The organism is Rhodococcus sp. DN22 (genome assembly GCF_036669995.1).
Taxonomy (GTDB): Bacteria; Actinomycetota; Actinomycetes; order Mycobacteriales; family Mycobacteriaceae; genus Rhodococcus_F; species Rhodococcus_F erythropolis.
In genome coordinates, this window is record NZ_CP133326.1 from 2860627 (window position 1) to 2873574 (window position 12948).

Consider the following 12948-nt stretch of genomic DNA (forward strand, 5'->3'; position numbering starts at 1 on the left):
GACTGCCGGTAGATGTGGATACTGGAACGAATGCACGGGCATCAACTCCTGACGCGGCTCTCGCGTATGTCACTCGAGCACGGACACATCACCGCAGCGCTGCTCGTTGGTTCCGTCCTCGTCGGCGTCGGCACGCTGCTTTTGCTTCGTTGGTTGCCGCGTCGGGCCGTGCTTGTCGCACTGGGCTTGTCAGTGGTCGGGTCCGCCGGCGGCGCGATGTTCGTGTGGCTCAGTTATCGACCGTTGCCCGCGCAGCTACCCCTGTCGAGTTTTGTGTGGATAGCGTTGGCGATATTCGGAGTCATCGGCGCGGCGCTTGTCCTCCTTCGGCGTCCAGGACTGGCCCGCGGCCTTTCCGTGACGGTGTTGGCCGGTCTGGCCGCGATCGTCGCGGTGGGTCAGGTCAATGCCCAGACCGGCACTTACCCCACGCTCGGATCACTGGTCGGGCACTGGCCGGTCGGCTCGGTCGAGCACGTTGCTTTCGATTCGCTCCCCGGGGCCGAACCTCGGCTACAGCGGGGACTTCCCACCGAAACTCATTGGGAGGTTCCGGTGCGGATGCCGAGCAACGGCGTCGTGACGGAAGCGTCGATTCCGGGAAACATCTCGGGTTTCGACGCGAGGCCGGCGACGTTGTATCTCCCGCCGGCCTATCTTGCCGATCCACGTGCGGAGTTGCCCGTCCTGGTGTTGGTGGCGGGTGAGCCCGGCAGCCCAAGTGACTGGCTGGACAGTGGCCGTCTCGCGACCACCGTCGACGCCTATGCATCGAGGCATGCCGGGCTTGCTCCCGTGGTGGTGGTGCCCGACGCGTTGGGGGACTACGACGCCAACCCCGGCTGCATGGATTCGGCGCTCGGCAACGTCGCGACGTATCTGGACCAGGACGTCCCGAACTGGATCGAATCGAACCTTCAAGTGAATCCGGACGCTGCGCAATGGGCTATCGGTGGGTTTTCGTACGGCGGGACATGCGCGATCGAAATGGCCGTGAACTTCCCGGACCGATACCCGTCGTTCCTGGACTTCTCCGGCCAGGACGAACCGTCGACCGGTGACCACGAGGACACTGTGGCTGCGATGTTCAACGGCGACGAAGACGCTTTCGACGCGGTCAACGCCCGAGACCTGATGGCGCAGAATCGGTATCCGCAGTTGTCTGGTGTATTTGTCGCGGGTGAAGACGACGACATCTACCGCCCTCAGCAGGAGATCATGTTCGAGGCTGCGCGCGCCGCCGACATGAACGTGGACTACTACACCCTTCCCGGCGGGCACTCGGGTGATGTGTGGGGCACTGCTCTGGAACTCGAAATGGACTGGCTGGGCCGGACACTCGCACTGACTCCGTGAGAGTGTCCGGCCCGCTACACAGCACCGACTGACATCAGGTCAGGCGTCGAGATCAGCGGCTACCAGTTCGGCGACCTTGGCGAGTGCGTCGGCGTCGTCGGACTCGATGGTGACTTCGGTGTCCTTGGCGGCTCCGAGCGTCATGATCATCAGTGCCGAACCTGCATCCACGGGTTCGCCGTCGGCGACTGCGAGGGTGACCGTGGCGCCGGAGGCTCCGACTGCTTCGGCGATGAGAGCGGCGGGGCGGGCGTGGAGGCCGACTGCGGAACCGACGGCAACTGTCTTGCTGGGCATGGGATCTCCTCGTTGTAGAACTGTCGTTGCGGACGTTATGGGGTGTTCGGGCAGATCTGGTGACTCAGGTGGTGACTGCAGTGTTGCCTGCTGTCGATCATGCCGCAGCGGGCACGATTTCGGGGTCGAGTTCGGCATCGGACGGCCCCTTGCGGAAGAACTCCTTGGCTCCGACGACGGCGAGCGCAGCTACCACGGTTCCCGCGGCGAGCGAGACCAGGAACCAGCCGATTCCGCCGACTGCGAAGAAGACGAAGATCCCGCCGTGCGGGGCGCTGAGAGTGACGTCGAAAGCCATGATCAGTGCACCGGTGACGGCGCCGCCCGCCATCATCGAGGGGATCACGCGAAGCGGGTCGGCAGCGGCGAACGGAATCGCGCCCTCGGAGATGAATGCCGAGCCCAGCAACCAGGCAGCCTTTCCGTTCTCACGTTCGGCTTCGCTGAAGAGCTTGGGACGCAGCACCGTCGAGGCAAGTGCCATGGCCAGCGGCGGAACCATACCGGCAGCCATGACTGCCGCCATGATGCGCAAAGTGGCCGGGTCGTTGACGTTGAGTCCGGCTACAGCGAAGGCGTAAGCCGCCTTGTTGACCGGTCCGCCGAGGTCGAAGCACATCATCAGGCCGAGAATGATGCCGAGGAAGATGGCCGAACTGCCGGACAGTCCGTTGAGCCAGTCGGTGAGACCGGAGGTGATCGCGGCGAGCGGACGACCGAGGACGATGAACATCAGTGCTCCGACAACCAGCGTCGCGAACAGCGGAATGATCACCACCGGCATCAGGCCCCGCAGCCACTGCGGGACGGCGATCCGGCCGATGTAGAGCGCGACGACACCGGCGATGAGACCACCGACCAGGCCGCCGATGAATCCGGCACCGACAAACACGGCGACCGCGCCGGCTGTGAAGCCGGGAGCGATGCCAGGCCGGTCGGCGATAGCGAAGGCGATGTAGCCGGCCAACGCGGGCACCAGGAAGCTGAATGCCAACGAACCGATCTGGAACAGCACTGCGCCGAGATAGGTGGCCAGACCACCGTCGGGAAGGTTGGTGATCGAGTTGTTGAGAACGATGTCCTTGGCAGGACCGGAGATCTCGTATCCGCCGAGCAGGAAGCCGAGTGCGATCAGCAGACCGCCGGCCGCGACGAACGGGATCATGTAGCTGACACCGGTCAGGAGGACCTGACGGAGGTGGGTGCCGAACCCTACGGAACCGGCATCGGAATCCGCAGCCGCGGCGGCGGTGCCGTCCACGGTGGCGGCGGCGGGATTCTCGGAGGCGCGCAACGCTTCTGCAAGCATCTTGTCCGGCTCGTTGATCGCCCGCTTCACACCGGAAGCGACAACGGGTTTGCCGGCGAACCGGTCGCGGCCCTTCACTCCGACGTCGGTGGCGAAGATAACCGCGGCGGCTCCGGCGATGACCGAAGGGTCAAGCGGGGTGCTTCCGCTCGAGCCCTGCGTTTCGACGTGAACCTTGACCCCGGCGCGTTCACCCGCGGCGACGAGCGAGTCCGCAGCCATGTAGGTATGAGCGATTCCGGTCGGGCACGCGGTGACCGCGACGATGTGACGCTCCGCGGGCGTTGGAGCCGGGGCCTCCTCGGTGGCGTGTTTCCCGGTGGAAACAGGAGGAGTGGGTGTGGCTGCCGCAGCTTTTGCTGGTGCATCCTTCGGCGCGGGATTGAGTACCTCGTCGACCAGTCTCACGATCTCGTTCGGCGTCGACGCCTCACGAAGCGACGTGACAAACGCGGGTCGGACGAGCGCTCGGGCCAAGGACGAGAGCAGCTTCATGTGCTCGGCTCCGGCGCCTTCGGGTGCCGCGATCAGGAACACCAGATCGGCGGGGCCGTCGGGTGCACCGAAATCGACCTTCGGATCCAGTCGAGCAAATCCCAGGGACGCGGACGAGACGGCCTCGGCGCGGCAGTGGGGAATGGCGATTCCGCCCGGCAGTCCGGTCGCGGACTGCGCTTCGCGAGCGAGTGCGGCATCGACCAGCCCCGCGGCGTCGCTCGCTCGTCCCGCTGCAGTCAGTCGCGCTGCGAGAGAACGAATGACATCTTCCTTGGTCGTACCCAGGTCGGTGTCGAGTGAGATCAGTTCGGGACTGATGATCTCGGGGCCGGAACCGCCGGCTGCGTTGGTATCGGACATGTCAGGTTCCTTAGGGCGTCAGGCGAGTTCGGTGGGGACGGGGATGGGAGAGGAGGCATCGGCTGCAGATACCGAAACCGCTGCCAGATCGATCTGTTCGGGCGTGGGAAGAGTTGTGCCGGGAAGGGAGGCAGCGGCGCTTCCGTAGGCGACCGCGTGACGTAACCGCTCGGATTCCGAGCCGCCTCCCGCTTCGGCGAGGATGTAGCCGGCCAGCGAAGAATCGCCTGCGCCGACGGTACTGACTGCGACAATCGGGGGAGCAGTGGCGATCCACGCGCCGTCGGCGGTGACGAGGACAGCACCTGCTGCGCCGAGCGTGGCGAGCACACTGCCGACGCCGCGGTCGACCAATCGCTGCGCCGCCGTGATTGCAGGCCCGGGATCACCGTTCTCGGCAGCACGTTCGAGGACGTGGCCGTCGACGCCGGTCAGTTGTGCGAGTTCCTCGCCGTTGGGTTTGAGCAGGTCGGGTGCCGAGCCGGGGAACGCTTCGGCGAGTGCCGTCAGCGGGGCGTCCGAGGTGTCGACCGCAACCTTGCACGGGTGATCGCGCAGCGCCGCGACAAGTTCGCCGTACCACCCGAGCGGAACGCCGGGGGGCAGTGAGCCGGACAGCGCGAACCACAGTGCGGTATCGGCGCGGACAATCAACTCCTGTGCCAGGGCGTCGAGCGTCGAACCGGACAGCGTTGCGCCGGGTTCGTTGATCTTCGTCGTTGTCCCGTCCGGTTCCGCAATGGTGATGTTGGTGCGAGCCAGACCCGTTGTGGCGACACCGATGTGGGGAATCCCACCGGCTGCCAGCGCCGAGAGCAGAGGGTCACCACCGTTTCCCGGTAGAACCGCGAGAACGTCGAGGTCGGCGGCGGCGAGAACACGCGCGACGTTGACCCCCTTGCCGCCGGGGTCGCTGCGAGTGGAGTGGGCACGTAGGACGGAGCCTCGTTCGAGCCGTTGCTCGAGTTGCACGGTCCGATCGATACTCGGGTTGGCTGTCAGTGTGACGATCATGCGATCACCACCTCGATTCCGTGGTCGTGGAACTCGGATGTGTCTGAGGGACTGATCTCTTCGTCGGTGATGAGGACGTCGATGCTGTCGAGCGGGGCGAAGCTGATCAAGTGCTCGCGGCCGACTTTGGTGGAATCGGCCACCACCACAACGTGATTGGCGGCTTTGACCATTGCTCGTTTGACGGCGGCCTCTTCGCTGTCCGGAGTGGAGAGTCCGTGCCCGACGCTGATCGCGTTCGTTCCGATGAAGGCGACGTCGACTCGCAACGTGCTCAGCAGTCGTAGGGCGTCCTCGCCGACCACGGCTTGAGTCACCCCGCGTACTCGACCGCCGAGCAGTATCAGGGAAATCGAGTTCATCGATGCCAGGCGTGCGCCGATCGGGACGGAATTGGTGACGGCTGTGAAGTCGTTCTCGGTCGGCAGTTCGGGGATCATGCGGCCCGTGGTCGTGCCCGCGTCGAAGATCACGCTGCCGCCGGTGGGAGGGAGGTAGGTGACCGCGCAGCGGGCGATCCGGTCCTTCTGTTGCGCGCGGGTCTGATCGCGTTCCGCCATGCCCGGTTCGGTGACGTGGAGGGATCCGGTGGGAACGGCGCCGCCGTGTACACGCCTGATCTGTCCGATCCGCTCGAGGAAGGCCAGATCGCGACGCACGGTCTCGGTGGTCACACCGAAGGTCTCCGACAGAGCCGCCACGGACATGCGTCCGCGCTGCGACACCATGGTGCCGATCGCTTGTTGGCGTTCTTCCGCGTACACGTGCTCTCCGATTCCGAAGTGTGATCCGACGGTGCGTTGTGGATCACAGTGAATGTTGCTTTATGTTGTTTTACGCCCGAGTGTGTTGACATGTCAAGACTTGGGAGTAATCTTCGTCACAACGAAGGTGAGGGCTTTACGCGCTCGAGGTGATCCGGTGTGACACCGGGCCCATCGCTCAAGGAGGACAGATGACCGAACAGCTCAACCGAATCACCGTGCACGGCACCCCCGTGGTGTCTGGAATCGCCTACGGCCCGGCGATCTGGCCGTCCAGCCGACCAGAACTCGTCACCGATGCGCCGGCACTCGACGAGGCCGATCGAGAAGCCGCCGTGGACGCCTTCGTCGCAGCGGCGAAGGCTGTCGAGAACCGCCTTCTCGGACGGGCCGCCGAAGCTACCGGCGCGGCCGCAGAGGTTTTGCAGGCCAACGCGGCGATGGCAGCTGATCGTGGCTGGATCGGGGCGGCCAAGAAGTCGATCGCCGGCGGAGTGCCCCCGGTGCAGGCTGCGATCGCGGCGACGGAGCAGTTCGTGGTGCTGTTCACCAAGGTCGGCGGTTTGATGGCCGAGCGCGTCACCGACCTCGAGGACATCCGCGATCGCGTGATCGCCGAACTCTCCGGATTACCCGAACCTGGAGTTCCGATGCCCGAGACACCGTCGGTGCTGTGCGCGGACGATCTGGCTCCTGCAGACACCGCGGGCCTCGATGCATCCAAGATCATCGGACTCGTGACCATTTACGGCGGCCCGACCAGCCATACGGCAATCATCGCGAGGCAGTTGGGCATCCCGTGCATCGTCGCCGCGAAGGAATTGGAATCCATCTCGGCAGGAATACCGATTCTGATCGACGGAACAACCGGCGACGTGATCGCGGAGCCGGATCCCGGGCACGCGCGTGAACTGGTCGAACAATCCCGGATCGATCGCGAACGCGTCAGCACCTGGACCGGACCGGGCCAGACGGCGGACGGCCGGCCGGTAGACGTTCTCGCCAACGTTCAAGACGGCGCGGGCGCTCGCGCCGCGGCGTCGACTGCTGCGGGGGGCATCGGGCTCTTCCGGACCGAACTCTGCTTCCTCGGCCGTGAGACCGAACCGACCGTAGACGAGCAGGCGGCGATCTACGCCGAGGTTCTCGAGGCCTTCGCAGGAAAGAAGGTCATCATTCGCACGTTGGACGCGGGTTCGGACAAGCCGCTCAAATTCGCCAACCATCAAGAGGAAGCGAATCCGGCACTCGGCGTTCGTGGGGTCCGAATCGCCTGGCAGGACATGGGAATTCTCGACCGCCAGCTCGACGCGATCGCGGCAGCCGCGGCGTCGACCAACTCGTCCCCGTGGGTCATGGCACCGATGATCGCCACCCCGGCCGAGGCGAAACGTTTTGCCGATGCGGTGCGGGCACGCGATCTTGTTCCCGGTGTGATGGTGGAGATCCCGGCGGCGGCGCTGTTGGCCGACCAGATTCTCGAACACGTCGAATTCCTCTCGATCGGTACCAACGACCTCGCTCAGTACACGATGGCCGCTGATCGGATGTCCTCCGAACTCGCCGACCTGACCGATCCGTGGCAGCCCGCGGTGCTCGCCCTTGTCGCACGTACGGCCCAGGCCGGTCAGGCGGCAGGCAAGCGCGTCGGCGTCTGCGGTGAGGCGGCCGCCGATCCGCTGTTGGCCTGCGTGCTTGCCGGTCTCGGCGTTTCGTCGCTGTCGTGCGCTGCGGCGTCGGTCGCGGGTGTGGGAGCGAAGGTCGGGTCCGTCACCATGGCGCAATGTGAGGCGGCTGCGGCGGCGGTGCTGGCAACCGGTGATCCGGTGGCAGCGCGCAAAGCGGCGGCCGACGCAATCAGCTGAACTGGTTTGGTCGGTCTCGGTCGGAGACCGAGCGCCTGACCTCTAGTATTTCGACCTGTGATCGAACGAGAAACAATGACCGGGGCCGGCGGAATCGGCTGGACTGTCCACGGAGACGGCAAGCGGATCGCCGACGGAGCCGTCGTGGCGCCGGACGAACGACTGAGTTGGCCGCGCACCATCGGAATCGGGATGCAACACGTCATCGCGATGTTCGGAGCGACACTGCTCGTTCCGACCATCACCGGCTTCCCCGTCACGACGACGCTGCTGTTCTCGGGTATCGGCACCGCGCTGTTCCTGCTCATCACCCGGGGCCGGATCCCCAGCTATCTCGGTTCGTCCTTCGCGTTCATCGCCCCGCTGACAGCGTCGGCAGGATCGGGCCCGGCCGCGCAACTCGGTGCCGTCATGGCCGTCGGCATCGTGTTGATGTTGATCGGCGTCGCCGTACGTCTGATCGGCAGCCGGGTCATCGACGCCGTCATGCCGCCGGTGGTGACGGGAGCTGTCGTCGCGCTGATCGGTCTCAACCTCGCTCCGACGGCGGTCGGCTCCTTCGAATCGCAGCCGCTGATCGCCACGGTGACGCTCGTTTCGATCCTGCTGGTCACGGTCGTCGGTCCCGGGCTGCTCGGCCGGCTGGGCATTCTGGTCGGCGTCGTGATCGGCTGGGTCTTCGCCGCGGTCATCGGCGGACTCGACAGTGAACGAGTGTCCGCTCTGCGCGAAGCGGACTGGTTCGGGCTGCCGAGTCTGCACGGACCGTCGTTCGACTGGTCGGTGATCGTGCTCGCGCTCCCCGTGGTCATCGTTCTGGTCGCCGAAAACGTCGGACATGTCAAAGCGGTGTCCGCCATGACTGGTAAGTCCCTCGACGATCTGGCCGGAAATGCACTGTTTGCCGACGGTCTCGCCACTACCTTGGCGGGCGCCGGTGGCGGATCCGGAACCACCACGTATGCCGAGAACATCGGTGTCATGGCAGCGACGCGTGTGTACTCGACCGCCGCGTACTGGGTAGCCGCCGCTACCGCTGTGATCCTGGCATTTTCGCCCAAATTCGGCGCACTGGTCTTCACGGTTCCGAACGGCGTCATCGGCGGCGCAACGATGGTTCTCTACGGCCTCATCGGCATTCTCGGTGTGCGCATCTGGATGGAAGCGAAGGTCGACTTCACCGATCCGGTCAACCTCACGGTCGCCGCGGCGGCGTTGGTCGCCGGCATCGGGAACTTGACGCTGACCATCGGTTCGGTCGAGTTGGGCGGCATCGCCTGGGGTTCGATCGGCATCCTCGTCGCGTACCCGATCATGCGATATCTCGCCAAATTCCGTACTTCGAGTAACAGATAACCGCTACAGTCACGAATCGTGATCGTTCGGGTCATCGACGGGTATCGCAACAGGTTCTACCGTCGGAGGCAGTGACGTGGGCCCGCGCACTTCGGCGTGCCCAGTCTCAGCGAATACACCCCAGCGGGTACATCCCCAGCGGGTACATCACTGAAGTGCCATATATCGAATTGCAAGGAGTCGGCGTGGAGCGCACCCTGTTCGAACCGGAACATGAACTCTTCCGGGAGTCGTACCAGAAGTTCTTGGCACAGCACGTGGCACCGAACCACGAGAAGTGGGAAGAGCAGAACATCGTCGATCGTGACGTCTGGGTCGAGGCCGGAAAGCAGGGCTTCCTGGGAACTGCGGTCCCTGAGGAATTCGGCGGCGGCGGTGTCAAGGATTTCCGCTACAACGCGATCATCACCGAGGAAACCACCAAGGGTGGGTTCAGCGGTATCGGCTTCACGCTGCACAACGACGTGGTGGCACCGTACCTCCTGGAGTTGAGCAACGAGGAGCAGAAGCAGCGTTGGCTACCCGGATTCGCGTCGGGTGAGCTGATCTCGGCGATCGCGATGACCGAACCGGGTACCGGTAGCGACCTGCAGGGCATCAAGACGAAAGCGGTTCGCGACGGGGATCACTGGGTCCTCAACGGTTCGAAGACCTTCATCACCAACGGAATCAACGCCGACATCATCATCGTTGTCGCGTGCACCGACCCGGACAAGGGTGCTCAGGGCTTCAGCCTCCTCGTGGTCGAGCGGGACATGCCTGGCTTCGAGCGTGGACGCAACCTCGACAAGATCGGCATGAAGGCTCAGGACACTGCCGAACTCAGCTTCACCGACGTACGCGTTCCCGCTGCCAACCTGCTGGGCGAGGAGGGAATGGGATTCTTCTACTTGATGAAGAACCTTCCCCAGGAACGACTCTCGATCGCCGTCGTTGCCGCTGCCGCAATGGAATCGGTTCTCGAGAGCACGATCCAGTACTGCCGCGACCGCAAGGCATTCGGCAAGTCGATCGGCAGCTTCCAGAACACCCGATTCGTACTGGCCGAATTGGCAACGGAGACCACGGCAGTGCGCATCCTGGTGGACAAGTTCATCGAGCAGCTCAATGCCGAGAAGCTGACCGTGCAGGAAGCTGCGATGGCGAAGTGGTGGACCACCGAAGCTCAGGTCAAGCTCATCGACCGCTGCCTCCAGCTGCACGGAGGCTACGGCTACATGAAGGAATACCCGGTTGCAAAGGCGTACATGGACTCTCGTGTGCAGACCATCTACGGTGGCACAACCGAGATCATGAAGGAGATCATCGGACGTTCGCTGAATCTCTGATTCGGGTGATGGACCGCTGATCGTCACGAAAAGACTCTGGGCCCCGGCTGATGCCGGGGCCCAGAGTCTTGTGATCGAGGGTGCGAGCGAACTCAGATCTTCCGCATGACGGTGACAACCTTGCCCAGGATGACGGCGTTGTTGCCGGGAATCGGCTCGAAGAGTTCGTTGTGCGGCATCAGCCACACCTCCTTCTTCGTACGCTTGAACGTCTTCACGGTGGCTTCGCCGTCGATCATGGCGGCCACGATGTCACCGTTCTCCGCCACGTTCTGCTGACGGACCACAACCCAGTCGCCATCGCAGATCGCTGCATCGATCATCGACTCGCCGACAACCTTGAGCATGAAGAGCGAACCCTGGCCGACGAGTTCGCGGGGGAGTGGGAACACGTCCTCTACCGCTTCCTCGGCAAGGATCGGTCCGCCGGCAGCGATGCGACCCAGGATAGGGACGAACGCCGGCTCCGGTAGCGGGTCGGCACTGTTGTACTCGCCGGAATGCTTTGACACCGACGCGATGGCGGTATCGGCCGCAACCTCGTCGAGACCTCGAACATCGACTGCGCGAGGGCGATTGGGATCGCGTCGAAGGAAGCCCTTGCGCTCCAACGTTCGCAGTTGATGTGCGACCGACGACGTGGAGGTGAGCCCCACCGCATCACCGATCTCGCGAATGCTCGGCGGATACCCGCGCTCCGTCACCGAATCGCGGATGACTTCGAGAACGCGCCGCTGACGCTCGGTGAGCGTCTCGCTCGACGGAGACGGAACTGCAGAAGCTCCTGCCTCCGCGGCTGTGCTGGAGCGATCGTCCTTCATGGCCTGTTGCCTCCGTGTCTGATGAAGTCGTGTCTGAAGAAGTCGTGTCTGTAAAGGCTGTGTCTGAAAAAGCTGTGTCTGAAAAAGTGCCTGGTGCAAATCGCGCAGAAACCTGTCGGTGCCTCCTGTCAACATTCGAGCTGTCGACAAACACGGAGGCTTTCGCAATTCCCGCTGTGTGGTCTGACACGAATCTAGCCGGATTTGCTCGCGGTTTCAAACATCTGTTCGATTCGTGTCGCTTGAAGTAGAGACATTGTCGGCCAGGCGTGGTAGAAATTCGAACATGCGTTCCATCGAACGCATGATCGAACACATCGATCGGTGTCGACCAGCGGAGGTCACGATGGGTAACGCAGCACTGAGAAGCAACAGGGTTTTCGACGACGCGATTGGTGACGACGCGATTGGTGATGACGCGATTGGTTTCGACGGCACGTCGGCGTTGAAGTACCACCCCTCGTTCTATGGGCCCGATGGTGGATCCGACGCTGACGGTGTGTCGTTCGAACGGCGCGGCACGGCCGAAATGCGGGGCGTGGCCAGGTATGTCGACAACGAACCGCAGGCGGCCGTCGTTCGTCGTGTTCCGGCGGTTGGCGCGGTTTCAGGTTCGCGTTCATTGCGTGAATCTCCTCGCCGGTGGGACGGCGAGCACGATTCGTCACGCCCGTACGGAGGAAGTTTCGCGCACCGAAACAGAGTCGGTGTCTCACGGGTCGAACATGAAGCGCCTGCCGAGGACGTCAGTTGGAAGACAGTGTTCCTTGGCGCCGTATTCACTGCACTGGCAGTGTTGGCGTTGGTGGGGATCGGCGCTTTGTCGAGTGGTGATGTCGCTGCGACAAACGGTGCGACCGAAGTGGTTCGTGTTGCTGCGGGTGAATCCCTCAGTGATATTGCTGCCAAGGTTGCGCCTGGCCAGGCTGTCGGCTCGGTGATCGAGCAGATCATGGATCTCAATGCGATGTCGAGTTCCGGACTGTCCGTTGGGCAAACGCTGATCGTGCCGGCCTCGGGCCGCTGACCGTACCCCGTGCCAGGCGGGGGCGTACCGAGCGTGAGAGCAGTCGGTTCACAGCGAGTAAGCTGTCCACTTGACAGTCCCACCACCTCGGGTGGTCGCGTTGAGTACGTGGATCTGCTCTGTAAATCGTCGGAGGATTTGCAGTCGGTAGCGAATCTGAGTTGCGGCCATTTCGGCGACAACGAAGGAACCCCGATGCATTGCCCGTTCTGCCGGCACCCTGATTCCCGAGTGGTCGATTCGCGCGAGGCCGACGAGGGCCAGGCGATCAGGCGGCGCCGTTCGTGCCCCGAGTGTGGCCGCCGATTCACCACGGTTGAGACGGCAGTTCTCTCGGTTGTGAAGCGCAGCGGCGTGACGGAGCCGTTCAGCCGAGAAAAGGTGGTCAAAGGAGTGCGTCGCGCATGCCAGGGCCGCCAAGTGGACAACGATTCGCTGAATTTGCTGGCCCAACAGGTCGAAGATGCCGTACGTGCTTCGGGTTCTGCCGAAATTCCCAGCAACGAGGTAGGGCTCGCGATTCTCGATCCGCTTCGAAATCTCGACGAGGTTGCATACCTGCGATTCGCATCGGTGTACAAGTCCTTCAGTTCTGCCGCGGATTTCGAACGTGAGATCACCGACATGCGCGAACATGCCGAGACCCGTGCTGCCGACAAGGCTTCCGGCGCCGAGACCGTTTCCGTCGACTGAGGCCTTTGCCTTAGATAACGCTGAGAGCACAAAGCGGCCGTAGGTAACGCTGAGAACACAAAGCGAACAATCGAACAAATCGGGCAAGTTATTCGCTTAGTGTCGACCAAGTACGTTCGTCCGCATCTCGGATCTTCACGGAGGCGTTATGAACTTAGTTGCAGTTCTCGGAGTCGTGAACAGCCTGGTAACCCTCGGGTTCGCCAACACTGTTGCCACCTTTGGTGGTTTCCTCACCAACGTCAACATTCAGACAATCT

Annotated in this window: 11 protein-coding genes; 6 read left to right on the plus strand and 5 right to left on the minus strand. The window is 63.4% G+C overall.

The window, feature by feature from the left end:
- Positions 1–30: 30 nt before the first annotated feature.
- Positions 31–1356, plus strand: a complete 1326-nt coding sequence (locus RA302_RS13185; RefSeq protein ID WP_243617216.1) for an alpha/beta hydrolase-fold protein — start codon at positions 31–33, stop codon at positions 1354–1356.
- A gap of 39 nt (positions 1357–1395) precedes the next feature.
- On the opposite strand, the gene RA302_RS13190 is transcribed toward RA302_RS13185, so the two are convergent.
- The 4 genes from RA302_RS13190 to RA302_RS13205 all read right to left on the minus strand — a co-directional run bounded on the left by RA302_RS13190 (position 1396) and on the right by RA302_RS13205 (position 5598).
- On the minus strand, positions 1396–1653 hold the full coding sequence (locus RA302_RS13190) for an HPr family phosphocarrier protein (RefSeq protein WP_003942144.1): 258 nt from the start codon (positions 1651–1653) through the stop codon (positions 1396–1398).
- A gap of 97 nt (positions 1654–1750) precedes the next feature.
- A complete protein-coding gene (locus RA302_RS13195; RefSeq protein WP_020969479.1) occupies positions 1751–3820 on the minus strand; it encodes a fructose-specific PTS transporter subunit EIIC in 2070 nt (689 codons plus the stop codon).
- 18 nt (positions 3821–3838) lie between these two features.
- The gene (locus RA302_RS13200; protein ID WP_020907534.1) at positions 3839–4834 is read right to left on the minus strand and encodes a 1-phosphofructokinase family hexose kinase; all 996 of its coding nucleotides are present in this window, start codon (positions 4832–4834) and stop codon (positions 3839–3841) included.
- Positions 4831–5598: a DeoR/GlpR family DNA-binding transcription regulator gene (locus RA302_RS13205; protein ID WP_020907535.1), complete on the minus strand. Its 768-nt coding sequence runs from the start codon at positions 5596–5598 to the stop codon at positions 4831–4833. The genes RA302_RS13200 and RA302_RS13205 overlap by 4 nt, the downstream gene beginning before the upstream one ends.
- Positions 5599–5789: 191 nt before the next feature.
- Between RA302_RS13205 and RA302_RS13210 the strand changes: the two genes are divergently transcribed.
- From RA302_RS13210 to RA302_RS13220, 3 genes are all read left to right on the plus strand, one after another.
- On the plus strand, positions 5790–7463 hold the full coding sequence (locus RA302_RS13210; RefSeq protein ID WP_243617217.1) for a putative PEP-binding protein: 1674 nt from the start codon (positions 5790–5792) through the stop codon (positions 7461–7463).
- 75 nt (positions 7464–7538) lie between these two features.
- Entirely contained in the window at positions 7539–8819 is a 1281-nt protein-coding gene (locus RA302_RS13215) for a solute carrier family 23 protein (RefSeq protein ID WP_020907537.1), read from the plus strand.
- Positions 8820–9004: 185 nt separating this feature from the next.
- A complete protein-coding gene (locus tag RA302_RS13220) occupies positions 9005–10147 on the plus strand; it encodes an acyl-CoA dehydrogenase family protein (RefSeq protein WP_019748214.1) in 1143 nt (380 codons plus the stop codon).
- A gap of 92 nt (positions 10148–10239) precedes the next feature.
- Here RA302_RS13220 and lexA read toward each other — a convergent pair whose 3' ends face one another.
- Positions 10240–10968 (minus strand): transcriptional repressor LexA, encoded by a 729-nt coding sequence (gene lexA, locus RA302_RS13225; protein WP_020723648.1) that lies wholly within the window; start codon positions 10966–10968, stop codon positions 10240–10242.
- A gap of 286 nt (positions 10969–11254) precedes the next feature.
- On the opposite strand from lexA, the gene RA302_RS13230 reads away from it, so the two are divergent.
- Complete coding sequence (locus RA302_RS13230) at positions 11255–11995, plus strand: LysM peptidoglycan-binding domain-containing protein (protein WP_024487622.1); 741 nt, start codon at positions 11255–11257, stop codon at positions 11993–11995.
- A 195-nt stretch (positions 11996–12190) separates the two neighbouring features.
- Positions 12191–12688, plus strand: a complete 498-nt coding sequence (gene nrdR, locus RA302_RS13235) for a transcriptional regulator NrdR (protein ID WP_020907539.1) — start codon at positions 12191–12193, stop codon at positions 12686–12688.
- The last annotated feature ends 260 nt before the right edge of the window (positions 12689–12948 follow it).